The sequence below is a fragment of the Aminobacter aganoensis genome (assembly GCF_014206975.1).
GTDB classification, from domain to species: Bacteria; Pseudomonadota; Alphaproteobacteria; order Rhizobiales; family Rhizobiaceae; genus Aminobacter; species Aminobacter aganoensis.
The window spans coordinates 73,010-97,240 of the sequence record NZ_JACHOU010000001.1 but is presented as its reverse complement, the minus strand read 5'-3'; the positions used below and the strand labels follow the sequence as shown (position 1 = coordinate 97,240).

The 24,231-nt window shown below is 62.3% G+C and carries 35 protein-coding genes; 1 reads left to right on the top strand and 34 read right to left on the bottom strand.

The window, feature by feature from the left end:
- Window positions 1-120: 120 nt before the first annotated feature.
- The 33 genes from GGR00_RS00495 to rpsL form a co-directional block, all read right to left on the bottom strand.
- Window positions 121-1,422: a replication-associated recombination protein A gene (locus tag GGR00_RS00495; protein ID WP_055976473.1), complete on the bottom strand. Its 1,302-nt coding sequence runs from the start codon at window positions 1,420-1,422 to the stop codon at window positions 121-123.
- A 74-nt stretch (window positions 1,423-1,496) separates the two neighbouring features.
- Window positions 1,497-2,978 carry a DegQ family serine endoprotease gene (locus GGR00_RS00490; protein WP_055976470.1) on the bottom strand — a complete coding sequence of 494 codons (1,482 nt, stop codon included), beginning with the start codon at window positions 2,976-2,978 and terminating at the stop codon, window positions 1,497-1,499.
- A 216-nt stretch (window positions 2,979-3,194) separates the two neighbouring features.
- Window positions 3,195-3,623 (bottom strand): 50S ribosomal protein L17, encoded by a 429-nt coding sequence (gene rplQ, locus GGR00_RS00485; RefSeq protein ID WP_184697054.1) that lies wholly within the window; start codon window positions 3,621-3,623, stop codon window positions 3,195-3,197.
- 109 nt (window positions 3,624-3,732) lie between these two features.
- On the bottom strand, window positions 3,733-4,743 hold the full coding sequence (locus tag GGR00_RS00480; RefSeq protein ID WP_055976463.1) for a DNA-directed RNA polymerase subunit alpha: 1,011 nt from the start codon (window positions 4,741-4,743) through the stop codon (window positions 3,733-3,735).
- A gap of 95 nt (window positions 4,744-4,838) precedes the next feature.
- Window positions 4,839-5,228: a 30S ribosomal protein S11 gene (rpsK, locus tag GGR00_RS00475; protein WP_055976460.1), complete on the bottom strand. Its 390-nt coding sequence runs from the start codon at window positions 5,226-5,228 to the stop codon at window positions 4,839-4,841.
- Window positions 5,229-5,358: 130 nt separating this feature from the next.
- Entirely contained in the window at window positions 5,359-5,727 is a 369-nt protein-coding gene (gene rpsM / locus GGR00_RS00470) for a 30S ribosomal protein S13 (RefSeq protein ID WP_055976458.1), read from the bottom strand.
- A 188-nt stretch (window positions 5,728-5,915) separates the two neighbouring features.
- Entirely contained in the window at window positions 5,916-6,506 is a 591-nt protein-coding gene (locus tag GGR00_RS00465; protein WP_055976456.1) for an adenylate kinase, read from the bottom strand.
- Complete coding sequence (gene secY / locus GGR00_RS00460) at window positions 6,503-7,843, bottom strand: preprotein translocase subunit SecY (protein ID WP_055976453.1); 1,341 nt, start codon at window positions 7,841-7,843, stop codon at window positions 6,503-6,505. Before secY ends, GGR00_RS00465 begins: the two co-directional genes overlap by 4 nt.
- A 134-nt stretch (window positions 7,844-7,977) precedes the next feature.
- A complete protein-coding gene (rplO, locus tag GGR00_RS00455) occupies window positions 7,978-8,451 on the bottom strand; it encodes a 50S ribosomal protein L15 (protein ID WP_055976451.1) in 474 nt (157 codons plus the stop codon).
- A 21-nt stretch (window positions 8,452-8,472) separates the two neighbouring features.
- On the bottom strand, window positions 8,473-8,670 hold the full coding sequence (rpmD, locus tag GGR00_RS00450; protein ID WP_055977631.1) for a 50S ribosomal protein L30: 198 nt from the start codon (window positions 8,668-8,670) through the stop codon (window positions 8,473-8,475).
- Window positions 8,671-8,698: 28 nt separating this feature from the next.
- Complete coding sequence (gene rpsE / locus GGR00_RS00445) at window positions 8,699-9,268, bottom strand: 30S ribosomal protein S5 (RefSeq protein WP_055976448.1); 570 nt, start codon at window positions 9,266-9,268, stop codon at window positions 8,699-8,701.
- 128 nt (window positions 9,269-9,396) lie between these two features.
- Window positions 9,397-9,756: a 50S ribosomal protein L18 gene (gene rplR, locus GGR00_RS00440; protein WP_055976445.1), complete on the bottom strand. Its 360-nt coding sequence runs from the start codon at window positions 9,754-9,756 to the stop codon at window positions 9,397-9,399.
- 87 nt (window positions 9,757-9,843) lie between these two features.
- Window positions 9,844-10,377, bottom strand: coding sequence for a 50S ribosomal protein L6 (gene rplF / locus GGR00_RS00435; protein WP_055976442.1), 534 nt, complete (start codon window positions 10,375-10,377; stop codon window positions 9,844-9,846).
- Between the two features lie 38 nt (window positions 10,378-10,415).
- Window positions 10,416-10,814 (bottom strand): 30S ribosomal protein S8, encoded by a 399-nt coding sequence (rpsH, locus tag GGR00_RS00430; protein ID WP_055976439.1) that lies wholly within the window; start codon window positions 10,812-10,814, stop codon window positions 10,416-10,418.
- A gap of 12 nt (window positions 10,815-10,826) precedes the next feature.
- Window positions 10,827-11,132: a 30S ribosomal protein S14 gene (gene rpsN / locus GGR00_RS00425; protein ID WP_055976436.1), complete on the bottom strand. Its 306-nt coding sequence runs from the start codon at window positions 11,130-11,132 to the stop codon at window positions 10,827-10,829.
- Between the two features lie 27 nt (window positions 11,133-11,159).
- On the bottom strand, window positions 11,160-11,717 hold the full coding sequence (rplE, locus tag GGR00_RS00420; protein ID WP_055976433.1) for a 50S ribosomal protein L5: 558 nt from the start codon (window positions 11,715-11,717) through the stop codon (window positions 11,160-11,162).
- A complete protein-coding gene (gene rplX, locus GGR00_RS00415; RefSeq protein WP_055976430.1) occupies window positions 11,710-12,024 on the bottom strand; it encodes a 50S ribosomal protein L24 in 315 nt (104 codons plus the stop codon). Before rplX ends, rplE begins: the two co-directional genes overlap by 8 nt.
- A gap of 12 nt (window positions 12,025-12,036) precedes the next feature.
- Entirely contained in the window at window positions 12,037-12,405 is a 369-nt protein-coding gene (gene rplN / locus GGR00_RS00410) for a 50S ribosomal protein L14 (protein ID WP_006205457.1), read from the bottom strand.
- 68 nt (window positions 12,406-12,473) lie between these two features.
- Window positions 12,474-12,713, bottom strand: coding sequence for a 30S ribosomal protein S17 (gene rpsQ / locus GGR00_RS00405; RefSeq protein ID WP_055976426.1), 240 nt, complete (start codon window positions 12,711-12,713; stop codon window positions 12,474-12,476).
- Between the two features lie 11 nt (window positions 12,714-12,724).
- Entirely contained in the window at window positions 12,725-12,925 is a 201-nt protein-coding gene (rpmC, locus tag GGR00_RS00400; RefSeq protein ID WP_018427849.1) for a 50S ribosomal protein L29, read from the bottom strand.
- A gap of 14 nt (window positions 12,926-12,939) precedes the next feature.
- Entirely contained in the window at window positions 12,940-13,353 is a 414-nt protein-coding gene (gene rplP / locus GGR00_RS00395) for a 50S ribosomal protein L16 (protein WP_055976423.1), read from the bottom strand.
- A 27-nt stretch (window positions 13,354-13,380) separates the two neighbouring features.
- Entirely contained in the window at window positions 13,381-14,100 is a 720-nt protein-coding gene (gene rpsC / locus GGR00_RS00390; RefSeq protein ID WP_055976420.1) for a 30S ribosomal protein S3, read from the bottom strand.
- Entirely contained in the window at window positions 14,100-14,489 is a 390-nt protein-coding gene (gene rplV, locus GGR00_RS00385; RefSeq protein WP_055976417.1) for a 50S ribosomal protein L22, read from the bottom strand. Before rplV ends, rpsC begins: the two co-directional genes overlap by 1 nt.
- A gap of 1 nt (window position 14,490) precedes the next feature.
- Window positions 14,491-14,769, bottom strand: a complete 279-nt coding sequence (gene rpsS / locus GGR00_RS00380; protein WP_055976414.1) for a 30S ribosomal protein S19 — start codon at window positions 14,767-14,769, stop codon at window positions 14,491-14,493.
- A gap of 15 nt (window positions 14,770-14,784) precedes the next feature.
- The gene (gene rplB / locus GGR00_RS00375; protein WP_055976411.1) at window positions 14,785-15,618 is read right to left on the bottom strand and encodes a 50S ribosomal protein L2; all 834 of its coding nucleotides are present in this window, start codon (window positions 15,616-15,618) and stop codon (window positions 14,785-14,787) included.
- 22 nt (window positions 15,619-15,640) lie between these two features.
- Window positions 15,641-15,934: a 50S ribosomal protein L23 gene (locus GGR00_RS00370; protein WP_184697051.1), complete on the bottom strand. Its 294-nt coding sequence runs from the start codon at window positions 15,932-15,934 to the stop codon at window positions 15,641-15,643.
- On the bottom strand, window positions 15,931-16,551 hold the full coding sequence (gene rplD, locus GGR00_RS00365; protein WP_055976408.1) for a 50S ribosomal protein L4: 621 nt from the start codon (window positions 16,549-16,551) through the stop codon (window positions 15,931-15,933). Before rplD ends, GGR00_RS00370 begins: the two co-directional genes overlap by 4 nt.
- Window positions 16,551-17,261 (bottom strand): 50S ribosomal protein L3, encoded by a 711-nt coding sequence (rplC, locus tag GGR00_RS00360; protein ID WP_055976404.1) that lies wholly within the window; start codon window positions 17,259-17,261, stop codon window positions 16,551-16,553. Before rplC ends, rplD begins: the two co-directional genes overlap by 1 nt.
- 58 nt (window positions 17,262-17,319) lie before the next feature.
- Complete coding sequence (gene rpsJ, locus GGR00_RS00355; RefSeq protein WP_006205468.1) at window positions 17,320-17,628, bottom strand: 30S ribosomal protein S10; 309 nt, start codon at window positions 17,626-17,628, stop codon at window positions 17,320-17,322.
- A 63-nt stretch (window positions 17,629-17,691) separates the two neighbouring features.
- Complete coding sequence (gene tuf / locus GGR00_RS00350; RefSeq protein WP_184117332.1) at window positions 17,692-18,867, bottom strand: elongation factor Tu; 1,176 nt, start codon at window positions 18,865-18,867, stop codon at window positions 17,692-17,694.
- Window positions 18,868-18,934: 67 nt separating this feature from the next.
- Window positions 18,935-21,025, bottom strand: a complete 2,091-nt coding sequence (fusA, locus tag GGR00_RS00345) for an elongation factor G (RefSeq protein ID WP_055973795.1) — start codon at window positions 21,023-21,025, stop codon at window positions 18,935-18,937.
- Between the two features lie 32 nt (window positions 21,026-21,057).
- Entirely contained in the window at window positions 21,058-21,528 is a 471-nt protein-coding gene (gene rpsG, locus GGR00_RS00340) for a 30S ribosomal protein S7 (RefSeq protein ID WP_055973800.1), read from the bottom strand.
- Window positions 21,529-21,590: 62 nt separating this feature from the next.
- The gene (gene rpsL / locus GGR00_RS00335) at window positions 21,591-21,962 is read right to left on the bottom strand and encodes a 30S ribosomal protein S12 (protein ID WP_008837709.1); all 372 of its coding nucleotides are present in this window, start codon (window positions 21,960-21,962) and stop codon (window positions 21,591-21,593) included.
- 475 nt (window positions 21,963-22,437) lie between these two features.
- Between rpsL and GGR00_RS00330 the strand changes: the two genes are divergently transcribed.
- Entirely contained in the window at window positions 22,438-22,719 is a 282-nt protein-coding gene (locus GGR00_RS00330; protein ID WP_055973804.1) for a hypothetical protein, read from the top strand.
- Window positions 22,720-22,749: 30 nt separating this feature from the next.
- Here the strand turns inward: GGR00_RS00330 and GGR00_RS00325 are convergent, their stop codons facing one another.
- On the bottom strand, window positions 22,750-24,171 hold the full coding sequence (locus GGR00_RS00325) for an APC family permease (protein WP_184697048.1): 1,422 nt from the start codon (window positions 24,169-24,171) through the stop codon (window positions 22,750-22,752).
- Window positions 24,172-24,231 lie beyond the last annotated feature (60 nt).

Here is a 24,231-nt window from a genome sequence, read left to right as displayed (position 1 = left end):
AAATCGCCACGGACTGCCGCCTGCCCAATGGGGTCTCGCGCGGCCTTCTACGACCAGATATGCATAATTGCATTTTTTTGCAATAATAATTCCGTAACCATCAGGCAGACGAATGCCGGCCTAATCCTCGCGGTCGTGGCGCCGCTTGTTCCAGTAGTCGAGGCGCTTCTTGATATCGCGCTCGAAGCCACGTTCGTTCGGCGTGTAGAAATCCGGCCGGTTGGCACCGGCGAGCTGGTCGGGCATGAACTCCTGGCCCGAGAAGGCGTCGGGATAGTCGTGGTCGTACCGGTAGCCTTCGTGGTAGCCGAGCTCCTTCATCAGCTTGGTCGGCGCATTCAGGATGTGCTTCGGCGGCGCCAGCGACCCGGTCTGCTGGGCCAGGGCGATGGCCTGGTTGAAGCCCATGTAGGAAGCGTTCGACTTGGGTGCGGTGGCGACATAGGTGATCGCCTGCGCCATGAACAGCCGGCCTTCCGGCCAGCCTACCCGCTCGAAAGCGGTCCAGGCAGCCACGACCTGCGGCATCGCCTGCGGGTCTGCCATGCCGACGTCTTCCGAAGCGGCACAGGCCAGCCGGCGAAAAATCGTTCCGGGGTCCTCGCCGCCGACGACCATGCGCGCAGCCCAATAAAGGGCTGCCTGCACGTCGCTGCCGCGCAGACTCTTATGGAAGCAGCTCAGCAGGTTGTAGTGCTCCTCCTGCCCCTTGTCGTAGACCGGTGCCCGCTTCTGGACGGCTTCGGCAAGGGCGGCCACGTCCAGCATCGTGCCGTCGGGCAGCGCCAGCAACTCCTCGCAGAGGCCGATCAGGTAACGCCCGTCGCCGTCCGCCATCGTCAGCAGCGTGTCGCGTGCGGACGGATCGAGCGGCAGCTTCTTGCCGGAATGCGCTTCGGCACGCTCGGCCAGAATGGCGAGGTCTTCCTTTTCGAAGCGCTTGAGCGTGTAGACCTTGGCGCGTGACAGCAGGGCCGCCACCAGGCTGAAGCTCGGGTTTTCGGTCGTCGCGCCGATCAACACGATCGTGCCGTCCTCGACATGCGGCAGCAGGGCATCCTGGGTCGTGCGGTTGAAGCGATGCAGCTCGTCGACGAAGACCACGGTCTGCCGCCCTGCTCCGCTCCGCAGCTGCTTGGCGGCATCGATGACCTTGCGCAGGTCGGCGACACCGGACAGCACCGCCGAGAGCTGCACGAAGTCGAGGCCGACTTCCTTGGCGACCAGCCGGGCGATGGTCGTCTTGCCGACGCCGGGCGGTCCCCAAAGGATGAAGGAGGATACCTTTCGAGACTTGATCATGCGACCGATGGGGCCGTCGGGACCAAGCAGATGGTCCTGGCCGATGACCTCGCCGATGCGTTGCGGACGCAGCGTTTCGGCCAGCGGCCGGGGCACGGCCTCGTCGAAAAGGGAACTCAAGACGTCAGCCTCCCGGCGATCCGGCTGCCGCGTCGCATGCGGCAGCCCCTTGTCCACGCACGATCCTGCAACAATCAGTAGCGCAGCATCTGCCGCATGATGCGGCCATCGCGCTCGACGGTGAAGCGCCACCAGCGCGTGTCTTCTTCGGCAAGCTGTTTCAGCTTGGCCGCCGTATCGACGGTCTCGCCGTTGACCTCGCGGACGATGTCACCTGGCTGGAAGCCGAAACCGGCTGCCGGCGAGCCGCCGTCGATGCCGACGATCGCCACGCCCTTGGTGTCGGTGGCGACACGCAGGCGCTGGGCCAGACGCGGCGACAACTCGGCCACCTTGGCGCCAGCAAACGGGCTGCGGCCACGCAGCAGAACCTCATTCGAACTGGTGCCTTCAGGCGCGCGCTCGAGCGCAACTTCGACGGATTTCTCCTCGCCCTTGGTCAGCACAGACAGGGTGGCCTTGCCGCCGACCGGCTGCGTCGCCAGGCGGTAATCGAGCCCTTCCATATGTTCGATGGCAGCGCCGTTGAACGCCAGAACGACATCTCCTGGCTTCAAGCCGGCGCGCGCCGCCGGGCCATTGGCATCGACCGAGGAGATCAGTGCGCCTGCCGGATGATCCATGCCGAGCGACTCCGCGATCTGGGGCGTCACCGGCTCAAAGGAAGCGCCAATGAAAGGCCGCTCGAAGAACTCGGCCCCACCCTTGGCCGCCTCGGTGAAGGCGCGCACCATGTTGGAGGGGATGGCGAAGCCAATGCCGATCGAGCCGCCGCTGCGGCTGAAGATCGCCGTGTTGATGCCGACGAGCTGGCCACCCATGTTGATCAGCGCGCCGCCCGAATTGCCCGGGTTGATGGCAGCATCGGTCTGGATGAAGAAGCCGGAGTCCGACACGCCGATATGCGTGCGCGCGAGCGCCGAGACGATGCCGCTGGTCGTGGTCTGACCGACGCCGAACGGATTGCCGATGGCGAGCACGAGGTCGCCGACCTGCAGCGCGTCGGAATCGCCGATGGCGATGGTCGGGAACGGCTTGTCGGAATCGATCTTGAGCACCGCCAGGTCGAGCGTCTCGTCCTTGAGCAGCACCTTGCTGGTGAATTCGCGGCCGTCGGAAAGCGCAACCTTCACCTGGTCAGCGTCCTGGACGACATGGTTGTTGGTGACGACGATGCCGCTGGGGTCGACCAGAACGCCCGAGCCCAGCGACGACCGGTTGCGCGGCCCGGAGCGGCCGAAAAACTGCTCGAAGAACGGGTCACCCTCGAAGGGCGAGCGGACCTTCACCTGCTTCGAGGCGTAGACATTGACCACCGCGGCCGCCGTATCCTTGACCAAGGGCGCAAAGGAAAGCTGCATCTCCTCGCGGCCAAATGGCACACGGCGATCGGGACCGGGGGTCGCGGCCCCGCCGCCCTTGCCGCCATTCAGCAGATCCGTCAGCACATCCGACAGGCCAGGATCCTCGGTGGTCGTCGCCTCCTGGGCCACGGCGCCGCCGGCCAGCGCCATCCAGGCGCACAGCGCAAGCGACAAATATCGTTTCGCACGCATGGCGAATCCTCCAACGCATAGTTGGCGCCATTGTCGCGACGATTGTGCAAATTGAAAGGCTGGACCGGCGCGAAAAGCGGTTATTTCCGCTTGGTTGGCCCCAGTTGCGGAAGAAGAGCTGAAACTCCGCCGTGGCCGGGAAAGCAGGCCAGACCACCCGCCCAAAACAAAAGGGGCCACGAGGGCCCCTTCGGTTCATAAAACGATGCGGAACGCTTATGCAGCTTCAGCTTCGTTGACAGCTTCGGCTTCCAGGCGGGCGCGGTCGCCGGCGCCCTTGGCCGAAGTGTCGCGATCGACGAACTCGATGACAGCCATCGCGGCGTTGTCGCCGCGGCGGAAGCCGGCCTTCATGATGCGCAGGTAGCCGCCGTTGCGGGTGGCATAACGCGGCGCGACGACGTCGAACAGACGCTTCACGACGTTCTCGTTGCCGATCTGGGCGATCACCTGGCGGCGGGCATGCAGGTCGCCACGCTTGCCGAGCGTCACCAGCTTCTCGACGATCGGACGCAGGTCCTTCGCCTTTTCGAGCGTGGTCACGATCTGCTCGTGCTCGATCAGCGAGACCGAGAGGTTGGCGAACATGGACTTGCGGTGGCTTACGCTGCGGGCGAAGCGACGGCCTTTGAAACCGTGACGCATGGCTCTTTTCCTTCTTCAGTTGTTCAAGAGGCCACGGCCTCTGATGGTTTTCCGCAAGGCCGTCGGACCGGAATATCCGGTCCTCGGAACCATGCTCGACTAGGTCGTCTCAGTACTGATCTTCGTATCGCTTGGCGAGGTCTTCGATGTTTTCCGGCGGCCAGTCCTGCACTTCCATACCGAGGTGCAGGCCCATTGCGGCCAGAACTTCCTTGATCTCGTTGAGCGACTTGCGGCCAAAGTTCGGCGTACGCAGCATTTCTGCTTCCGTCTTCTGGATCAGGTCGCCGATGTAAACGATGTTGTCGTTCTTGAGGCAGTTGGCCGAACGGACCGAAAGCTCCAACTCGTCGACCTTCTTGAGCAGCGCCGGGTTGAAGGCGAGCTCGGTGACGGCCTCGGCTGCAACTTCCTTCTGCGGCTCGTCGAAGTTGACGAACAGGGCAAGCTGGTCCTGCAGGATGCGAGCAGCGAAAGCCACTGCGTCCTCGCCGGTGATCGAACCGTCGGTCTCGATGGTCATGGTCAGCTTGTCGTAGTCCAGAACCTGTCCCTCGCGGGTGTTCTCGACCTTGTAAGAAACCTTCTTGACCGGCGAGTAGAGGCTGTCGACCGGGATAAGACCGATCGGAGCGTCTTCTGCGCGGTTGCGCTCAGCCGGGACGTAGCCCTTGCCGGTGTCGACGGTGAACTCCATACGGATCTCCGCGCCCTCGTCGAGCGTGCAGATGACGTGATCGGGGTTCAGGATCTCGACGTCGCCGACCGTCTGGATGTCGCCGGCGAGCACGGCACCGGGGCCCTGCTTGCGAACGACCATGCGCTTCGGGCCGTCGCCTTCCATGCGGATGGCGATTTCCTTGATGTTGAGCACGATGTCGGTGACGTCTTCACGAACGCCGCCGATCGAAGAGAACTCATGCAGCACGCCGTCGATCTGCACCGCGGTCACGGCAGCGCCGCGAAGCGACGACAGCAGCACGCGACGGAGCGCATTGCCGAGCGTCAGGCCGAAGCCACGCTCAAGCGGCTCGGCGACGAGCGTGGTCAGCGTCTTCTTCTTGGACGAGAACTCGATCTTGTTCGGCTTGATCAGTTCCTGCCAGTTTTTCTGGATCATATTCGCTTCCTTCCGTAGCCCCGCCACCATCCAATCGTGACGGGCGACCTGGAAACCGCAAACGAGCGCACAAGGCGCTCGCGCGGAGTGAAATATTAGACGCGGCGCTTCTTGCGCGGGCGGCAGCCATTGTGCGGGATCGGCGTCACATCGCGGATCGATGTGATGGTGAAACCCGCAGCCTGGAGCGCACGCAGAGCCGATTCACGACCCGAACCCGGACCGCAGACCTCGACCTCGAGCATGCGCATGCCGTGTTCCTGGGCCTTCTTGGCGCAATCTTCAGCAGCCATCTGGGCAGCGAACGGGGTCGACTTGCGCGAGCCCTTGAAGCCCTGGGCACCAGCCGACGACCAGGCAATCGTGTTGCCCTGTGCATCGGAGATGGTGATCATGGTGTTGTTGAAGGTCGAATTCACGTGGGCAACGCCCGACGAGATGTTCTTGCGTTCGCGACGGCGAACGCGAGCGGCTTCCTTAGCCATGGTAGTCCTTTCAGTTGATCTCTTCACCGCCGTAATACCAGCGGCTACACCAGCCTGCATTTAAAGTGTCAGGCCGAACACCCGCCCAAAAAAGGCGAAACCGGCGGGCCGAAACCCGCCGGGAACGAAATTACTTCTTCTTGCCGGCGATTGCCTTGGCAGGACCCTTGCGGGTGCGGGCATTGGTGTGCGTGCGCTGACCGCGGACCGGCAGCGAACGACGATGGCGCAGGCCGCGGTAGCAGCCGAGATCCATCAGACGCTTGATGTTGATCGAAACTTCGCGGCGCAGATCGCCTTCGACCTGGTAGTCGCGGTCGATCGTTTCGCGGATCGACAGCACTTCGGCGTCGGTCAGCTGGTTGACGCGGCGCTCAGCCGGGATGCCGACCTTCTCGACGATCTCCTGGGCGAACTTCTTGCCAATGCCGTGAATGTACTGAAGCGCGATCACAACGCGCTTGTTGGTCGGAATATTAACGCCGGCTATACGAGCCATCTTTTCACTCCATTTGGGCCGGACCATGCCGGCGCTTCAAGTTGCCCCGCGTCCGGTGGAGGCCGGCCCTTGCGGGTTTTCCGTTTCAATATGACCTTGCGCCCTTACGGGCAAACATCATCATGCCTGAATGGAAGACGGGCCGCCATACTCCGGATCGGCCCGTCCGTCAAGTCCGCGTGCAGCGATTAGCTGGCGACAGTCGCCAGAACCGCTTCGATCTGTGCCGTCACTTCGTCCATCGGCGCCATGCCGTCGACCTGCTGAAGCAGATCGTTGGCGTAGTAATAGCCGATCAGCGGAGCGGTCTTCTTGTAGTACTCGCGAAGCCGCTCGTCGAAGATCTCGGCATTGTCGTCCTTGCGCACCGGCTGGCCAGCCGCCTTGGCTTCCTCGGCGCGCTTCAGGATGCGGCCGACAAGCGCCTTGTCGTCGACGACGAGCTCGATCACCGTATCGAGGTGCATGCCACGCTCGGCGAGCATGTCGGCAACGGCATCGGCCTGTGCCAGCGTCCGCGGATAACCGTCGAGGATGAACCCTCCGGCGCAGTCGTCCTGATCAATACGTTCGGCGACGATGGCGTTGACGATCTCGTCGGAGACCAGTTCGCCGGCGTCCATCACGGCCTTGGCGCGCTTGCCGACTTCCGTTTCCGCCTTGACCGCTGCACGCAGCATGTCGCCGGTGGACAGTTGAGGAATGCCGTGCTTCTCGACCAGCCTCTGAGCTTGCGTCCCCTTGCCCGCTCCCGGCGGTCCAAGCAATATCAGCCTCATCTTCCCCTCTTACCTCCACGGAGCTTCGACTTCTTGATCAGCCCTTCATATTGATGGGCGATCAGGTGACCCTGAATCTGCGCCACCGTATCAAGGGTTACATTGACCACGATCAGAAGCGAAGTACCACCAAGGTAGAATGGAACGCCCGTCGCCGAGATCAGGAACTCCGGCAGCAAGCAGATAGCGACGAGATAGGCTGCACCGATGACCGTGACGCGGGTCAGCACGTAATCGATGTATTCCGCGGTGCGCTCGCCGGGGCGATAGCCGGGAATGAAGCCCGAATGCTTCTTCAGCTGATCGGCAGTGTCCTTCGGATTGAAGACGATAGCCGTGTAGAAGAAGGCGAAGAAGATGATCATCGCCGCGTAGAGCGCCATGTAGAGCGGCTGGCCGTGGCCAAGCGCGGCCATGATCGTGCTCACCCAGCCTGGCAGCGTGGCGGTGTTCGAGAAGCCCGCGACGGTCGCCGGCAGGAGCAGCAGCGACGACGCGAAGATCGGAGGAATGACGCCGGCGGTGTTGAGCTTCAGCGGCAGGTGCGACGTATCGCCCTGGAACATGCGGTTGCCGACCTGACGCTTCGGATACTGGATCAGAAGGCGGCGCTGGGCACGCTCGAAGAACACGATCAGGGCGATGACGACGATCGCCAGCACGATGATCGCGAGAATCAGACCCGTGGAAAGCGCACCAGTGCGGCCGAGTTCCAGCGTGCCGCTGATGGCGCTGGGCAGACCGGCGACGATGCCGGCGAAGATGATGAGCGAAATGCCGTTGCCGATGCCGCGCGCGGTGATCTGCTCGCCGAGCCACATCAGGAACATCGTGCCGCCGACGAGCGTGATGACTGTCGAGGCGCGGAAGAACATGCCCGGATCCGTGACGATGCCGTTGCCGCTCTCCAGCCCGACCGAAATGCCGTAGGCCTGAACGAGCGCCAGGAGCACGGTGCCATAGCGGGTGTACTGGTTGATGACCTTACGGCCCTGCTCGCCTTCCTTCTTCAGCGCTTCGAGCGACGGAATGACCGACGTCATGAGCTGCATGATGATGGAGGCGGAGATGTAGGGCATGATGCCAAGTGCAAACAGCGCCATGCGCTCGACTGCACCACCGGCAAACATGTTGAAAATACCGAGAACGCCGCGGCTCTGCTGGGTGAAAGCCTGCGCGAATGCATCGGGGTTGATGCCGGGCAGCGGAATATAGGTACCGAGGCGGTAAACCAGCAGCGCGCCGAGGGTGAACCAAATTCGTTTCTTGAGATCTTCGGCCTTGGCGAAGGCTGCGAAATTCAGATTGGATGCCAGTTGTTCAGCAGCCGATGCCATTCAGGGTACTCCGCTTGGTCACGCCGCAATGCCGCAGATGGGCGCGGCGCGTGTCACCGAAGCCACGAGATAGGCTCCGGACGGCAAACATGCAAGCGGCGGTATCTCTACCGCCGCTTACTTTGCAAAGCCTTTTACTCGGCTGCTGCCACTTCCGGCAGCTTCACCGATCCTCCGGCCTTTTCGATCTTCTCGATCGCCGGCTTGGAAGCGCCGGCAACGTCAAAGGCCACCTTGGCCTTGAGTTCACCGTCGCTGAGGATGCGGACGCCGTCCTTGACGCGGCGAATCACGCCGGCCTTGACGAGGACCTCCGCCGTCACAGTCTCCTTGGCATCGAGCTTCTTGGCGTCGATCGCGGCCTGGATACGGGCCAGCGAAACGGTGACGAAGCTCTTGGCGAAGATGTTGGTGAAGCCGCGCTTCGGCAGGCGACGATAGAGCGGCATCTGGCCACCCTCGAAGCCGTTGATCGCGACGCCCGAACGGGCCTTCTGACCCTTGACACCGCGGCCGCCGGTCTTGCCGGAGCCGGAGCCGATGCCACGGCCAAGGCGCTTCTTGGAGTGCGTCGCGCCGGTGTTGTCACGCAGATCGTTGAGTTTCATGTTCTATCTCCTGCGATCGGCCTACGCCTCGTCCACGACGCGGACGAGGTGCTGGACAGCTGCGATCATGCCGCGCACCGAAGGAGTATCCTCCAGGGTGCTCTTGCGATGCATCTTGTTGAGGCCGAGGCCGATCAGCGTGGCACGCTGCTCCTTCGGCCGGCGGATCGGGCTACCGATCTGCTCGACGGTGACGGTCTTGGTTGCTTTCTTGGCCATGGTCATTGTCCCTGGTCAGCTCGAGCGACTATTCTTCAGCCGCAACGGCGGTGCCGCGGCGGGCCTGAAGCGTCGAGTACTTGATGCCGCGCTGTGCAGCCACATCCTTCGGATGCATCTGGTTCTTCAGCGCATCGAAGGTCGCACGAACCATGTTGTAGGGGTTCGACGAACCCATCGACTTGGCGACGACGTCGTGCATGCCGAGCGTCTCGAAGACAGCGCGCATCGGGCCGCCTGCGATGATACCGGTACCCTGCTTGGCAGAGCGGAGCAGGACACGACCAGCGCCCCAACGACCTTCAACGTCGTGGTGCAGCGTGCGGCCCGAGCGGAGCGGCACGAAGATCATGTCGCGCTTGGCCGATTCGGTTGCCTTGCGGATCGCTTCCGGCACTTCGCGCGCCTTGCCGTGACCAAAGCCGACGCGGCCCTTCTGGTCGCCGACGACGACGAGTGCTGCAAAACCGAAACGCCGGCCGCCCTTGACGACCTTGGCAACGCGGTTGATGTGTACGAGCTTGTCGACGAATTCGCTGTCGCGCTCTTCACGGTCACGGCTACGCTCGCGACCGCCTTCCCTACGTTCTTGTGCCATATTCCTATCCTTGTTTTTTTCCGGAAGCACGGGGGTTAAAAACCAAATCCGGCGTCTATAGCGTCGCCGGATTTATTTCAACTGGTCAGTGATGCGGCGCAGCGCCACGCGCTACGCCGGTACCTGTATCAGAAGTTCAGGCCACCTTCGCGGGCAGCTTCGGCAAGCGCCTTGATGCGGCCGTGATAGATGTAGGCGCCACGGTCGAAAACGACGTCCTTGACGCCAGCCTTCGAGGCGCGCTCGGCGATCAGCTTGCCGACCGCAGTCGCGGCGGCCGTGTCGGCGCCGGTCTTCAGCGAGCCCTTGAGATCCTTCTCGAGGGTCGAAGCGGCAGCGAGCGTACGGCCATTGGCATCGTCGATGACCTGGACGTAGATGTTCTTCGACGTGCGGTGAACCGACAGGCGCGGACGGCCGTTGGCGACCTTCTTGATCTGGCGGCGGATGCGCGCCGAACGACGCAGAGTGGTTTCTTTCGAAGCCATAGTACTGGTTCCTTGCCTTCTGAAACGGGCGCGGCCATCTGCGGTAAGCCGAAATGCTTCCCGCGACCGCGCACCGCGGCGTTGTTATTACTTCTTCTTGCCTTCTTTGCGGACGATCTTCTCGCCTGCATAGCGGACGCCCTTGCCCTTGTAGGGCTCCGGACCGCGGTATTCGCGGATCTCGGCGGCGACCTGGCCAACCTGCTGCTTGTCGATACCGGTCACGACGATCTCAGTAGGCTTCGGCACCGAAATGGTGATGCCTTCCGGCGTCTGATAAACGACGTCATGGCTGAAGCCAAGGGCCAGCTGCAGGTTCTTTCCCTGGAGCGCGGCACGATAGCCGACGCCGGTGATCTCAAGCCTCTTTTCGAAGCCGTCCTTCACACCGGTCAGGATGTTGACGATCTGGGTCCGCGACATGCCCCACTTGGAGCGGGCGTCCTTGGACTGGTCGCGCGGCTGAACGGCGATCTCGCCTTCTTCCATCTTGACCAGAACTTCGTCGTTGACCACGAACTTCAGCTCGCCCTTGGGGCCCTTCGCCGTCACGGTCTGGCCGTTGACGGTCGCGGATACGCCCTGCGGAAGCTGAACGGGTTTCTTGCCAATACGAGACATTGTCTTGTCCTCGCCTTTCTTGTTTCAGCCTACGCAGATCAGAAGATCTGGCAGAGGATTTCCCCGCCGACGTTCTGTTCGCGCGCTTCGTGGTCGGCCATCACGCCCTTCGGGGTCGAAAGGATCGAGATGCCCAGGCCGTTGGCGACCGGCGGAATCGACTTGGACGAGACGTAGACACGGCGGCCCGGCTTGGAGACACGCGCGATTTCGCGGATCACCGGCTGGCCGTCGAAGTACTTCAACTCGATTTCGATCTCGGACTTGCCGTTTTCGAAATCGGTCTGGCTGTAGTCGCGGATGTAGCCTTCCGACTTCAGCACGTCGAGAACACGGGCGCGCAGCCTGGACGCAGGCGTCGACACCGTCGACTTCTTGCGGCCATAGGCATTGCGGATGCGGGTCAGCATATCGCCGAGAGGATCACTCAAAGACATGTCAAATGCTCCTTACCAGCTCGACTTGACCAGGCCCGGGATTGCTCCCGTCGAGCCCAGATCACGAAGCGCGATACGCGACATCTTAAGCTTGCGATAGTAGGCACGGGGACGACCGGTGACTTCGCAGCGATTGCGGATACGGATCTTGGCCGAGTTGCGCGGCAGCGCGGCGAGCTTGAGCTGCGCGCGGAAGCGTTCCTCGATCGGCTTGGACTGATCCATGATGACGTCCTTGAGGGCCTTACGCTTGGCAGCGTACTGGTCCACAAGCTTGCGGCGCCGGTTGTTCTTCTCGACTGAGCTGGTCTTTGCCATTTCAGATTTTTCCTTTGCTCGCTGCCGTTACTGCCGGAAGGGGAAGTTGAAAGCCTTGAGCAGTGCCCGGGCTTCGTCGTCCGTCTTGGCGGTCGTGCAAACGATGATGTCCATACCCCAGATCTGATCGACCTTGTCGTAATTGATCTCGGGGAACACGATGTGTTCCTTGATGCCCATAGCGTAATTGCCACGGCCGTCAAAGCTTTTCGGGTTCAGGCCGCGGAAGTCGCGAACGCGCGGGAGAGCGATGTTCACGAGGCGGTCAAGGAACTCGTACATGCGCTCCTGGCGGAGCGTGACCTTGGCGCCGATCGGCATCTGCTCACGCACCTTGAAGCCGGCGATCGACTTGCGGGCGCGGGTCACAACCGGCTTCTGGCCGGCGATCATCGCCAGGTCCTCGGCGGCAACGGTCGGCTTCTTCGAATCCGCGGTCGCTTCGCCGACACCCATGTTGAGCACGATCTTGTCGATGCGCGGGATCTGCATGACGTTGTCGTACTTGAACTGTTCCTGCATCGCCGAACGGATAGTCTCTTTGTAGACCGTCTTCAGGCGTGGCTCGTTGGTTGCGTTAGCCATTGATGACTTCTCCCGAGCGCTTGGCGACGCGCACCTTCGTGCCGTCCTTCTGGACCTGGAAACCGACGCGGGTCGGCTTGCCGTCCTTGGGGTCGGTGAGCGCGAGGTTCGACAGGTGGATCGGCGCTTCCTTGGTGATGATCCCGCCCTCTTGGGTCTGGGACTGCTTCTGGTGGCGGCGGATCATGTTCACGCCGCGGACAATGGCCTTGTCTTCCTTCGGCTGGACAGACAGCACCTCGCCGGTGCGGCCCTTGTCCTTGCCGGCCAGAACGACAACCTTGTCGCCTTTACGGATCTTCTGCATTGTTCCGGCTCCTTACAGCACTTCGGGCGCGAGCGAGATGATCTTCATGTGGTTCTTGGCGCGGAGTTCGCGCGGAACCGGCCCGAAGATACGCGTGCCGATCGGTTCTTTCTTGTTGTCGACAAGAACGGCCGCGTTCTTGTCGAAACGGATCACGCTGCCGTCCGGACGACGGATGTCCTTGGCCGTGCGAACCACGACCGCCTTCATCACGTCACCCTTCTTAACGCGGCCGCGCGGAATGGCTTCCTTGATCGACACCACGATGATGTCGCCAACGGAGGCGTACTTCCGCTTCGAGCCGCCCAGCACCTTGATGCACATGACACGACGAGCGCCGGAATTGTCCGCGACGTCGAGGTTTGTTTGCATCTGAATCATGACTGGCCGCCTTCTTCTTTTCTAACGGGACGGGCTACCGCCCTCCCCGGCTTGTCCAAAATTCGTTGTTACGCCTGGTCCGGGGTAATGACGACCCAGCGCTTATCCTTGGAAATCGGCTTCGATTCCTGGATAGAGACCTGGTCGCCTACCTTGTGGGCGTTGTTTTCGTCGTGCGCCTTGTAGTTCTTCGACATACGCACGGTCTTCTTCATCACCGGGTGCGTGAAGCGACGCTCGACCTTGACGACGACCGTCTTTTCGTTCTTGTCGCTGACGACCGTACCCTGCAGGATGCGCTTTGGCATGGTTTTCGTCCTTAAGCCTTCTTGCCGGCCGACTTTTCGGCGGCGATGGTCTTGATACGCGCGATATCCTTACGGACCTGTTTCACGCGCGCCGTCTTTTCCAGCTGACCGGTCGCCTTCTGGAAGCGCAGGTTGAACTGCTCCTTCTTGAGGCTGGCGAGCTCGTCGGTGAGCTGGTCCTGGGTCTTCGTCCTGATGTCCGAGGCTTTCATGATTCAGCCCTTCCTTATTCTGCGATGCGCTGAACGAAACGCGTCCTGACCGAGAGCTTGGCGGCGCCGAGACGCAGCGCTTCACGCGCAACTTCCTCGGAAACACCATCGATCTCGAACATCACGCGGCCCGGCTTGATGCGGCATGCCCAGTAGTCGACGGCGCCCTTGCCCTTACCCATGCGGACTTCGGTCGGCTTCGACGTGACGGGAACGTCCGGGAAAATACGGATCCAGACGCGGCCCTGACGTTTCATTTCGCGGGTGATCGCGCGGCGGGCCGCCTCGATCTCACGCGCGGTGACGCGGTTTGGCTCAAGCGCCTTCAGTCCGAAGCCGCCGAAATCCAGGTTGGTGCCACCCTTCGCGGTACCGTGGATGCGGCCCTTGAACTGCTTACGGAACTTTGTGCGCTTTGGCTGCAGCATCGTTCTAACTCCAAATTCCTATGCGTGTCAGGCGTTTTCGCGACGGCGGCGCTCAGGGCGCTCGCCAGCATGCGAATGATCGCCTTCGGTTGCGCGACGCTCGGAAGCCATCGGATCGTGCTCGAGGATCTCGCCCTTGAACACCCACACCTTGACGCCGCAGATGCCATAGGCGGTCTGGGCTTCGGCCGTGCCGTAGTCGACGTCGGCGCGCAGGGTGTGCAGCGGAACGCGACCTTCGCGGTACCACTCCATACGAGCGATTTCAGCGCCGCCGAGACGGCCCGAGCAGTTGATGCGGATGCCTTCGGCACCGAGGCGCATGGCCGACTGCACGGCGCGCTTCATGGCGCGGCGGAAGGCGATACGGCGCTCGAGCTGCTGAGCGATCGACTGGGCGACCAGGGTCGCGTCGGTCTCGGGCTTGCGAACCTCGACGATGTTGAGGTGCGTCTCGGACTTCGTCATCTCGGTCAGCTTCTTGCGGAGCTTCTCGATGTCGGCGCCCTTCTTGCCGATGATCAGGCCCGGACGGGCGGCGTGAATGGTCACGCGGCACTTCTTGTGCGGACGCTCGATCACGACCTTGGAGATCGCGGCCTGTTTCAGCTCGGCCTCAAGATACTTGCGGATCTTGATGTCTTCATGAAGCAGCTGGCCGTATTCGCCGGTGTTTGCGTACCACCGCGAGTCCCAGGTGCGGTTGATGCCGAGGCGGAGACCGATCGGATTGATTTTCTGGCCCATTATGCGGCCTCCCCTTTCTCTTCGACTTCACGAACGACGATCGTGAGGTGCGAAAACGGCTTCTCGATGCGGCTGGCGCGGCCGCGGCCACGAGCGTGGAAACGCTTCATGACGATCGACTTGCCGACAAAGGCTTCCGCCACCACCAGCGCGTCGACATCGAGGTCGTGATTGTTTTCCGCGTTGGCGATAGCCGATTCGAGGGTCTTCTTGACCGTACCGGCGATGCGCTTGCGCGAAAATTCCAGATCCGAAAGCGCGGTCGCTACCTTCTTGCCGCGGATCAGCGCGGCAACGAGGTTGAGCTTCTGCGGGCTGACCCGGATCGTGCGGAGGACCGCACGTGCCTCGTTGTCAGCAAGCCTGCGCGGAGCTTTGGCCTTGCCCATGTTACTTCCTCTTTGCCTTCTTGTCCGCGCCGTGACCGTAGTAGGTCCTGGTGGGAGCGAACTCACCGAACTTGTGGCCGACCATGTCCTCGTTGACCGAGACCGGGACGTGCTTCTGGCCGTTGTAGACACCGAAGGTGAGGCCGACGAACTGCGGCAGGACGGTGGAGCGACGGCTCCACATCTTGATCACCTCATTGCGACCGCCTTCACGAACCTTCTCTGCCTTCTTGAGCAGATAGCCGTCAATGAACGGGCCTTTCCAGACTGAACGAGTCACTGGCGTTACCTCTTCTTAGCTCTTGCGCTGATGGCGCGAGCGCAGGATGAACTTGTCGGTCGCCTTGTTGGACCGCGTCTTCTTGCCCTTGGTGGGCTTGCCCCACGGGGTCACCGGATGGCGTCCGCCCGAGGTGCGGCCTTCACCACCGCCGTGCGGGTGGTCGACCGGGTTCATGGTCACGCCGCGGTTGTGCGGACGCTTGCCACGCCAGACCGTGCGACCAGCCTTGCCGTCGTTGATGTTGCCGTGGTCCGGGTTGGACACGGCACCGACGGTGGCGATGCAGAGACCGCTGACGACGCGCTGTTCACCCGAGTTGAGGCGAAGGATCGCCATGCCCTGGTCGCGGCCGACGAGCTGGGCGTAAGCACCAGCCGAACGGGCGACCTGGCCGCCCTTGCCGGGCTTCAGCTCGATGTTGTGGACGATCGTGCCGACCGGCATCGATGCGAGCGGCATCGCGTTGCCCGGCTTCACGTCGACCTGCTCGCCGGCGATGATCTTGTCACCAGCCTGCAGACGCTGCGGCGCAATGATGTAGCTCAGCTCGCCGTCGTCGTACTTGATCAGCGCGATAAAGGCGGTGCGGTTCGGATCGTACTCGAGACGCTCGACCGTGCCGACGACGTCGAACTTGCGACGCTTGAAGTCGATGATGCGGTACGAACGCTTGTGACCGCCGCCGATGAAGCGAGCCGTGATGCGACCGTAGTTGTTGCGGCCGCCCGACTTGGTCAGGCCTTCGGTCAGACCCTTGACGGGCTTGCCCTTGTGCAGGCCCGAGCGGTCGACGATGACCAGCTGGCGCGTGCTCGGCGTTACTGGCTTGAATTTCTTAAGTGCCATTGTCCTGTCCTCTCAGCCTAGCTCAGAGACCCATCGCGACGTCGATCGACTGACCATCGGCCAGCGTCACTACCGCCTTCTTGACGTCACTCTGGCGGCCGATCGTGCCGCGGAAGCGCTTCACCTTGCCCTTGCGGACCAGGGTGTTCACAGCAGTCACCTTCACGCCGAACAGCGCTTCGACGGCAGCCTTGATCTCAGGCTTGCTCGCCTTCTTGGCGACGTTGAAGACGACCTGGTTCTGCTCAGATGCCATGGTCGACTTTTCGGTGATCGCCGGGCTGACGATCACGTCGTAGTGGCGGAGATCCGTCATTTGAAGCGCTCCTCGAGAGCCTCGACGGCGGCCTTCGAGAGGACCAGCGTGCCGCGGCGCAGAATGTCGTAAACGTTGATGCCCTGGATCGGCAGGACATCGATGTTCGGGATGTTGGTCGCTGCGCGCTTGAAGTTGAGGTCAAGCTCGGCGCCGCCGATCACCAGGGCGTTGGTCAGGCCCAGCGTCGCGAAGTTCGCGATCAGTGCCTTGGTCTTGCCTTCGGCGAGGGTCAGCTCGTCGACGATGATCAGGTTCGATGCCTTGGCCTTGGCCGACAGAGCGTGCTTCAGGCCGAGAGCGCGGACCTTCTTGGGAAGGTCGTGCTCGTGGCTGCGGACGACCGGGCCGTGGGCCTTGCCGCCGCCGCGGAACTGCGGAGCGCGTGCCGAATGGTGACGAGCGCGGCCCGTACCCTTCTGCTTGTACATCTTGGCGCCGGTGCGCGCGATTTCCGCGCGGCCCTTGGCCTTGTGCGTGCCCTGCTGCTTCTTGGCGAGCTGCCAGCGCACGACGCGCTGGAGCACGTCTTCGCGCGGGTCGAGGCCGAAGATCTCTTCCGAGAGCTCAACCTTGCCGGCATCCTTGCCTGCGAGGGTTGTAATCTTGAGGTCCATTATTCCGCTCCCTCGTTGGCCGGAGCCTGTTTGCTGACGGCGCGGATCGCGGCCGGCTTCGGCGCATTCTCAGGCAGCGCAATCTTGGCGGCGTCGCGAACCAGGATCCATGCACCCTTCGTGCCCGGAACCGCACCGCGGATCAGGATCAGGCCGCGGTCGGCGTCGGTCGAGACGACTTCGACGTTCTGGGTCGTGACGCGGACGTCGCCCATGTGGCCGGCCATCTTCTTGCCCTTGAACACCTTGCCCGGATCCTGGCGCTGGCCAGTCGAGCCGTGGGTACGGTGCGACACCGAGTTACCGTGGGTCGCGCGGCCACCACCGAAGTTGTGCCGCTTGATGACGCCCTGGAAACCCTTACCGGTCGAGGTGCCCGTCACGTCGACCTTCTGGCCGGGGACGAAGTGCTCGACGGTGATCTCGGAGCCGACATCGAGCATGTTGTCGGCGGAGACGCGGAATTCGGCGACCTTCGACTTCGGCTCGACGGAGGCGGCAGCGAAATGACCGCGCATCGCCTTCGACGTATTCTTCACCTTGGCGAGGCCGACGCCGAGCTGAACGGCGGTGTAGCCATTCTTCTCCTGCGTGCGCTGCGCCACGACCTGGCAGTTCTCCATGCGGAGAACGGTGACGGGAACGTGCTCGCCAGCGTCATTATAGACGCGGGTCATTCCCACCTTCTGTGCAATTACACCTGAACGCATCGGTTCGTTTTCCTTCAGAGGAGCCGTTTGGATCTGCTCGCGCGGCTCATGTTAGCTCTTAGAGCTTGATTTCGACGTCGACACCTGCGGCGAGGTCGAGCTTCATCAGAGCATCGACGGTCTGCGGGGTCGGATCGACGATGTCCAGCAGACGCTTGTGCGTGCGCATCTCGAACTGCTCGCGGCTCTTCTTGTCGACGTGCGGCGAGCGGTTCACCGTGAACTTCTCGATCCGCGTCGGCAGCGGGATCGGGCCGCGAACGTTGGCGCCGGTGCGCTTTGCGGTCGACACGATCTCGCGGGTCGAAGCGTCGAGAACCCGGTGGTCAAACGCCTTGAGGCGGATGCGGATATTCTGTCCGTTCATGGTCACTTCCTTGTTCTGGCGCGGCGCGGGCGTATTCCCGCCCGCGACAGATCGTTATTCGGATTATTCTTTGATCGAAGCGACGATGCCGGCGCCGACGGTGCGGCCGCCTTCACGGATGGCGAAGCGGAGCTTCTCTTCCATGGCGATCGGCACGATCAGCTCGACGTCGACGGTGATGTTGTCGCCGGGCATGACCATCTCGGTGCCTTCCGGCAGCGACACGATGCCGGTCACGTCCGTCGTGCGGAAATAGAACTGCGGACGGTAGTTGGTGAAGAACGGCGTGTGACGGCCACCCTCTTCCTTGGTCAGGATGTAGGCTTCAGCCACGAACTTCTTGTGCGGCTTGACCGAACCCGGCTTGCACAGCACCTGGCCGCGCTCGACGTCTTCACGGCCAACGCCACGGATCAGCGCGCCGATGTTGTCGCCCGCCTGGCCCTGGTCGAGCAGCTTGCGGAACATCTCGACGCCGGTGACCGTCGTCTTCGAGGTCGCCTTGATGCCGACGATCTCGACTTCCTCGCCGACCTTGACGATGCCGCGCTCGACGCGGCCGGTGACGACCGTGCCGCGGCCCGAGATCGAGAACACGTCTTCGATCGGCATCAGGAACGGACGGTCGATCGGACGCTCAGGCGTCGGGATGTAGGCATCGACAGCCGCCATCAGCTCGCGGATCGCGTCTTCGCCGATCTTCTTGTCCGAATCGTTGAGCGCAGCAACGGCCGAGCCCTTGACCATCGGGATGTCGTCGCCGGGGAACTCGTACTTCGACAGCAGCTCGCGCACCTCGAGCTCGACCAGTTCGAGCAGCTCGGCGTCGTCGACCAGGTCGACCTTGTTGAGGAACACCACCAGGGCGGGAACGCCGACCTGACGGGCGAGCAGGATGTGCTCGCGGGTCTGCGGCATCGGGCCGTCGGCAGCCGAAACCACCAGGATCGCGCCGTCCATCTGGGCGGCACCGGTGATCATGTTCTTCACATAGTCGGCGTGGCCGGGGCAGTCGACGTGAGCGTAGTGGCGGGCCGGCGTCTCGTATTCGACGTGCGCCGTCGAAATGGTGATGCCGCGGGCCTTCTCTTCAGGCGCTGCGTCGATCTGGTCGTAGGCCTTGAACTCGCCGAAAAACTTCGTGATCGCCGCCGTCAGCGACGTCTTGCCGTGGTCGACGTGACCAATCGTGCCAATGTTCACATGAGGCTTATTACGCTCGAATTTACCTTTTGCCATGTGAGGTCTCCATTCCTGCTAGCCCGATAAGGGCGTTGAATTAATAAAACGCTGCAATTCCTTGGAATTACGCGTATTTCTTTTGAACTTCCTGAGCGACCGCGGTCGGAACCGGCTCGTAGTGGTCGAACTGCATCGTGTACTGGGCGCGGCCCTGCGACATCGAGCGCAGGCTGTCCACGTACTTGAACATGTTGGCCAGCGGGACCATCGCGTTGACGACGACGGCGATACCGCGGCTTTCCTGGCCCTGGATCTGGCCACGACGGCTGTTCAAGTCGCCGATGACGTTGCCGACGTAGTCTTCCGGCGTCACGACTTCGACCTTCATGATCGGCTCGAGCAGTTGGACACCCAGCTTCGGAGCGGCTTCGCGAAGGCAGGCGCGACCGGCGATTTCGAAGGCCAGAACCGAGGAGTCGACGTCGTGGTAGGCGCCGTCGATGAGCGTCGCCTTGACGCCGATCATCGGGAAGCCCGCGAACGGACCCGACGACAGGACGCTGCGGAGACCCTTGTCGACGCCCGGGATGTATTCCTTCGGAACCGCACCACCGACGATCTTCGATTCGAAGATGAAATCTTCGCCATCCGGGTTCGGCTCGAACACGATCTTGACGCGAGCGAACTGGCCCGTACCACCCGACTGCTTCTTGTGGGTGTAGTCCTGCTCGTGCGTGCGGCTGATCGTCTCGCGATAGGCAACCTGCGGCGCACCGACGTTGGCCTCGACCTTGAACTCGCGACGCATGCGGTCGACGATGATGTCCAGGTGAAGCTCGCCCATGCCGGCGATGATGGTCTGGCCCGACTCTTCGTCCGACTTGACGCGGAACGAAGGATCCTCGGCAGCCAGGCGGTTGAGCGCGAGGCCCATCTTTTCCTGGTCGCCCTTGGTCTTCGGCTCGATGGCGATCTGGATGACCGGCTCGGGGAATTCCATGCGCTCGAGAATGACCGGGTGCAGCGGATCGCAGAGCGTGTCGCCGGTGGTCGTTTCCTTGAGGCCAGCCAGAGCGACGATGTCGCCGGCGAAAGCCTCTTCGATGTCGGAGCGCGAGTTCGAGTGCATCTGCAGCATACGGCCGAGACGCTCCTTCTTGCCCTTGACGGTGTTTTCGAGCGAAGCGCCCTTGGTCACCTTGCCCGAGTAGATGCGGCAGAAGGTGAGCGAGCCGACGAACGGATCGTTCATGATCTTGAAGGCCAGCATCGACAGCGGCTCTTCATCCGACGAATGACGCTCCATCTCGCCTTCCGTCTTCGGATCGATGCCCTTGATGGCAGGCACGTCGAGCGGCGACGGCAGGAAGTCACCAACGCCGTCGAGCAGCGGCTGGACGCCCTTGTTCTTGAAGGCCGAGCCGCAGAACATCGGGAAGAACTTGACGGCTATGGTGCCCTTGCGGATCAGCGCGCGCAGTTCGTCGTTCGACGGCATCTTGCCTTCGAGGTAGTTCTCGAGAGCCGTCTCGTCCATTTCGACGGCGGTCTCGATCATCTTCTCGCGGAATTCCTCGGCCTTGTCCTTGAGATCGGCCGGGATCTCGACGACATCCCAGGCAGCGCCCAGGCTCTCGTCGCGCCACACCAGCGCGTTCATCTCGATCAGGTCGACGACGCCCTTGAACTCGGCCTCGGCGCCGATCGGCAGCTGGACGGCAACGGCCGTCGCACCGAGGCGCGACTTGATCATCTCGTAGGAGCGGTAGAAGTCCGCGCCGATCTTGTCCATCTTGTTGCAGAAGATCATGCGCGGCACGTTGTACTTGTCCGCCTGGCGCCACACGGTCTCGGTCTGCGGCTCTACACCGGCGTTGGCATCGAGCAGCGCGATGGCGCCGTCGAGAACGCGCAGCGAACGCTCGACTTCAATGGTGAAGTCGACGTGGCCGGGGGTGTCGATGATGTTGAAGCGGCGCTGCTTGCCGTCGCGACCCTTCCAGAAGGTCGTGGTGGCAGCGGACGTGATCGTGATGCCGCGCTCCTGCTCCTGTTCCATCCAGTCCATGGTGGCAGCGCCGTCATGGACTTCGCCGATCTTGTGCGACTTGCCCGTGTAATAAAGGATGCGCTCGGTCGTCGTGGTCTTGCCGGCGTCGATATGCGCCATGATACCGAAATTGCGGTAGTCTTCGATCTTGTATTCGCGGGCCATGGGAGGTGCCTCTCAGTCGTTCGTTCGCGCTGTTACCAGCGGTAATGCGCGAAGGCGCGGTTGGCTTCCGCCATCTTGTGGGTGTCTTCACGCTTCTTCACGGCGGTGCCGCGGTTGTTGGCCGCGTCCATCAGTTCGCCGGAGAGACGATCGACCATGGTGGTCTCGTTGCGGTTGCGAGCGGCAGTGATCAGCCAACGAATGGCGAGTGCCTGACGACGCTCGGGGCGCACATCGACCGGGACCTGGTAGGTGGCGCCGCCGACGCGACGCGAACGCACTTCCACGTGCGGCGCGACATTGTCGAGCGCCTGGTGGAACACCGTCACCGGCTCCTGCTTGGTCTTGGCCTGCACCTGGTCGAGTGCACCGTAGACGATCGTTTCGGCGATCGACTTCTTGCCGTCATACATGACGGCGTTCATGAACTTGGTGACGACCAGATCGCCGAACTTGGGATCCGGGTTGACTTCGCGCTTATCTGCACTGTGACGACGGGACATAGCTCTTGTCTCTCAATCTCGTGGCCACGACGCAAAAGCAAAAGCGTCGAAGCCGGAAAACCTTACTTCGGACGCTTCGCACCGTACTTGGAACGGCGCTGCTTGCGGTTCTTCACACCCTGCGTGTCGAGCACGCCGCGGATGATGTGATAGCGCACGCCCGGAAGGTCCTTCACGCGGCCGCCGCGGATCATGACCACGGAGTGCTCCTGAAGATTGTGGCCTTCGCCGGGGATGTAGCCGATCACTTCAAAACCATTGGTCAGGCGGATCTTTGCGACCTTGCGCAGAGCCGAGTTCGGCTTCTTCGGCGTCGTCGTGTAGACGCGCGTGCAAACGCCCCGCTTCTGCGGGTTGGCCTGCATGGCCGGAACCTTGTTGCGCTTCACCGGCGCAATGCGCGGCTTGCGGATCAGCTGGTTGACGGTAGGCATTAAACCCTCTTGTCTCTCAATTCCGTGTCTCAAGCCCGTTCGGGGCGGCTTCAAGCGCAAAATCCATACGCGAATTCGGGCCACAAACCGCGACTTACGGTCTTGCCCGAACAAAGGCAGAGGAAGCGAAACCGCTTCATGCACGCCGGAAATGTCTTCTCGCTCGTAAAAACGAACCCTGTTTGAGGTGAACTCCAAGACGAGACGCCTCGGAAAAGCCAACCTCACATCGGCTCAGACGACGCGGTATCTACTCGCATGACCGCTAACCGTCAAGCCCGTCCCGCCAAAAACCTTAACGAAACCGGGGCTTCGGGGGGCTCAGCAGGTGCAGAGCAACTTTATTGCGCTGCAACATGGGCTATTTGCCGGTTTGTAACGCGCTTTGGCCTGTCGTGCACCATGTCTTCGTGCGAAAATCGCCAAAACCGGGGGCGAATCCCCAACTTACGAATCCAAAACCAGGGAATCACCGATGAACGACAACGACGAAAAGCCGGTGACCATCATCACGGGCCGAGTCTGGCGCAAGAAGGGCTCTAAGCCCGAGGGCGTGCACATCATGCTGGTTGCTCCCGACGATGATTCCGCCGTGCGCTCCGCGCTCGAGGCATTGGCGAAGGAAGGTTACGCCGAAGCCGAGCTCGACCAGATCGGCGACATGCAGGGCGAGCCGGACGACGAGCCGCATATTTCGGCATATCAAGGCGCGCTCGAAGGCGAAGTCTCGATCGTCACCTTCAACGAACCGCTCTGAGCGCAGCGCATGCGCCTGATACGCGCCCGGTCAGTTGACCGGCCCTGCCCCGCCGATGTCTGCCATTTCAGGTTCGGTGGGCCTTTGGCCGGTGGCGCGGTTGACCATTACCGTCACGAACCACAAGACCACGCCGATACCGATCAGGACGCCGGCGATCTTGTATTGAACTGGGTCCCGCCCGGTCCACGGTCCGGCGAAGAACGCGCAAGCCACCGCTCCCAGGATCGGAAGCAGCGTCGGCGTCCGGAAATGATCGTGTCCGACCCTGTCCTTGCGCAACACCAGTACGGCGATGTTGACGACTGTGAAGACGCACAACAATAGCAGCGCCGTGGTGCCGCCGAGAGCCGGAACCTCCCCGACGAAGGTGATCAGCGCGAAGGCGAGCAAGGTGGTGAACCCGATCGCTATGTAAGGAGTGCGGCGCGTCGCATGGACCTTGCCGAGCACCTGCGGCAGCACATGCTCGCGGCTCATGCCATAGACGAGCCGGCTCGCCATCAGCATGTTGATCAAGGCGCTGTTGGCAACCGCAAACATGGTGATGAAGCCGAAGATCTCGACCGGAAAATTCGGCGCGCCGGCCTGGACCACCTTGAGCAGCGGGGTCTCGCCCTCGCCCAGCTGTTCCGGTGGCACCAGCGTGATCGCCGAGATGGATACCAGCACATAGATCACCCCGGTGATCAGCAATCCGGTCAGCAGGACTTTCGGGAAGATCCGGGTCGGGTCCTTGCATTCCTCGGCCATGTTGACCGAGTCCTCGAAACCGACCATGGCGAAGAAGGCGAGCGTGGTCGCGGCGATCACCGACCAGAAGGCGCTGCGGTCGGGAGCGGCGTGAAACTGCGTAATGCGGGAGACGTCGCCTTCGCCTGCTCCGATCGCCCAAAGGCCGATGACGATGATGATCATCAGGCCGGTGAACTCGACACATGTCAGCACGACATTGGCTTTGACGCTTTCGCCGACGCCGCGAAAGTTCACGGCGGCAACGACCGCCATGAATGCCAGGCCGATGAGCGTGATGCCGTAGGTCCCGGTGAGGCCGAGGTCGAAGGCGCCCGACAGGTTGGCGGCAAAGGCACGCGAGGCCGTCGAGGCCGAGGTGATGCCTGAGCACATCACCGCGAATGCGACGATAAAGGTGATGAAATGGATGCCGAACGCCTTGTGGGCGTAAAGGGCGGCCCCTGCCGCCTTCGGGTACTTGGTCACCAGCTCGAGATAGCTGAAGGCCGTGATGAGGGCGACGACAAAGGCAACCAGAAACGGCAGCCAGACCACGCCGCCGACCTGCTTCGCCACTTGTCCGGTCAGGGCGTAGATGCCGGTGCCCAGGATGTCGCCGACGATGAAGAGAAGAAGAAGCCAGGGCCCCATGACCCGATGGAGACTTGGCTCCACCGATACCGCCTGTCCTGTCGCGTTGCCTGGGACGTCGGTCATCGGGCACTCCTTTCAGGGCTGAAGGCACTGCAAGGAGGAGGCTATTTTCGTGGGCGCGGG

Excerpts from the sequence above, each read along its gene's own strand:
- rpsH (WP_055976439.1), bottom strand. The coding sequence starts at position 10,814 with ATGTCTTTGAGTGATCCTCTCGGCGATATGCTGACCCGCATCCGCAAT.
- rpsN (WP_055976436.1), bottom strand. The coding sequence starts at position 11,132 with ATGGCAAAGACCAGCTCAGTCGAGAAGAACAACCGGCGCCGCAAGCTT.
- GGR00_RS00370 (WP_184697051.1), bottom strand. The coding sequence starts at position 15,934 with ATGACGGATCTCCGCCACTACGACGTGATCGTCAGCCCGGCGATCACC.
- rpsG (WP_055973800.1), bottom strand. The coding sequence starts at position 21,528 with ATGTCCCGTCGTCACAGTGCAGATAAGCGCGAAGTCAACCCGGATCCC.
- rplR (WP_055976445.1), bottom strand. The coding sequence starts at position 9,756 with ATGGCTTCGAAAGAAACCACTCTGCGTCGTTCGGCGCGCATCCGCCGC.
- rplQ (WP_184697054.1), bottom strand. The coding sequence starts at position 3,623 with ATGCGTCACGGTTTCAAAGGCCGTCGCTTCGCCCGCAGCGTAAGCCAC.
- tuf (WP_184117332.1), bottom strand. The coding sequence starts at position 18,867 with ATGGCAAAAGGTAAATTCGAGCGTAATAAGCCTCATGTGAACATTGGC.
- GGR00_RS00480 (WP_055976463.1), bottom strand. The coding sequence starts at position 4,743 with ATGATCCAGAAAAACTGGCAGGAACTGATCAAGCCGAACAAGATCGAG.
- rplX (WP_055976430.1), bottom strand. The coding sequence starts at position 12,024 with ATGCAGAAGATCCGTAAAGGCGACAAGGTTGTCGTTCTGGCCGGCAAG.
- rpsC (WP_055976420.1), bottom strand. The coding sequence starts at position 14,100 with ATGGGCCAGAAAATCAATCCGATCGGTCTCCGCCTCGGCATCAACCGC.
- rplO (WP_055976451.1), bottom strand. The coding sequence starts at position 8,451 with ATGAAACTCAACGATCTGCGTGACAACACCGGCGCGACGCACTCCAAG.
- rpsK (WP_055976460.1), bottom strand. The coding sequence starts at position 5,228 with ATGGCTAAGGAAGCCGCTCGCGTTCGCCGTCGCGAACGCAAGAACATC.
- rplE (WP_055976433.1), bottom strand. The coding sequence starts at position 11,717 with ATGGCTAACGCAACCAACGAGCCACGCCTGAAGACGGTCTACAAAGAG.
- rpsQ (WP_055976426.1), bottom strand. The coding sequence starts at position 12,713 with ATGCCAAAGCGCATCCTGCAGGGTACGGTCGTCAGCGACAAGAACGAA.
- rpsM (WP_055976458.1), bottom strand. The coding sequence starts at position 5,727 with ATGGCTCGTATAGCCGGCGTTAATATTCCGACCAACAAGCGCGTTGTG.
- rpsJ (WP_006205468.1), bottom strand. The coding sequence starts at position 17,628 with ATGAACGGACAGAATATCCGCATCCGCCTCAAGGCGTTTGACCACCGG.
- rplC (WP_055976404.1), bottom strand. The coding sequence starts at position 17,261 with ATGCGTTCAGGTGTAATTGCACAGAAGGTGGGAATGACCCGCGTCTAT.
- GGR00_RS00465 (WP_055976456.1), bottom strand. The coding sequence starts at position 6,506 with ATGAGGCTGATATTGCTTGGACCGCCGGGAGCGGGCAAGGGGACGCAA.
- rpsE (WP_055976448.1), bottom strand. The coding sequence starts at position 9,268 with ATGGCACAAGAACGTAGGGAAGGCGGTCGCGAGCGTAGCCGTGACCGT.
- GGR00_RS00325 (WP_184697048.1), bottom strand. The coding sequence starts at position 24,171 with ATGACCGACGTCCCAGGCAACGCGACAGGACAGGCGGTATCGGTGGAG.
- rpmC (WP_018427849.1), bottom strand. The coding sequence starts at position 12,925 with ATGAAAGCCTCGGACATCAGGACGAAGACCCAGGACCAGCTCACCGAC.
- fusA (WP_055973795.1), bottom strand. The coding sequence starts at position 21,025 with ATGGCCCGCGAATACAAGATCGAAGACTACCGCAATTTCGGTATCATG.
- rplD (WP_055976408.1), bottom strand. The coding sequence starts at position 16,551 with ATGGACCTCAAGATTACAACCCTCGCAGGCAAGGATGCCGGCAAGGTT.
- rpsL (WP_008837709.1), bottom strand. The coding sequence starts at position 21,962 with ATGCCTACCGTCAACCAGCTGATCCGCAAGCCGCGCATTGCGCCGGTG.
- rpmD (WP_055977631.1), bottom strand. The coding sequence starts at position 8,670 with ATGGCCAAGAAAGCAACCAAGACCGTCACCGTCGAGCAGATCGGTAGC.
- GGR00_RS00330 (WP_055973804.1), top strand. The coding sequence starts at position 22,438 with ATGAACGACAACGACGAAAAGCCGGTGACCATCATCACGGGCCGAGTC.
- rplF (WP_055976442.1), bottom strand. The coding sequence starts at position 10,377 with ATGTCTCGTATTGGCAAGAAACCCGTTCAGCTTCCGCAGGGCGTATCC.
- rplP (WP_055976423.1), bottom strand. The coding sequence starts at position 13,353 with ATGCTGCAGCCAAAGCGCACAAAGTTCCGTAAGCAGTTCAAGGGCCGC.
- GGR00_RS00490 (WP_055976470.1), bottom strand. The coding sequence starts at position 2,978 with ATGCGTGCGAAACGATATTTGTCGCTTGCGCTGTGCGCCTGGATGGCG.
- rplV (WP_055976417.1), bottom strand. The coding sequence starts at position 14,489 with ATGGGCAAGGCCAAAGCTCCGCGCAGGCTTGCTGACAACGAGGCACGT.
- rplN (WP_006205457.1), bottom strand. The coding sequence starts at position 12,405 with ATGATTCAGATGCAAACAAACCTCGACGTCGCGGACAATTCCGGCGCT.
- rplB (WP_055976411.1), bottom strand. The coding sequence starts at position 15,618 with ATGGCACTTAAGAAATTCAAGCCAGTAACGCCGAGCACGCGCCAGCTG.
- secY (WP_055976453.1), bottom strand. The coding sequence starts at position 7,843 with ATGGCATCGGCTGCTGAACAACTGGCATCCAATCTGAATTTCGCAGCC.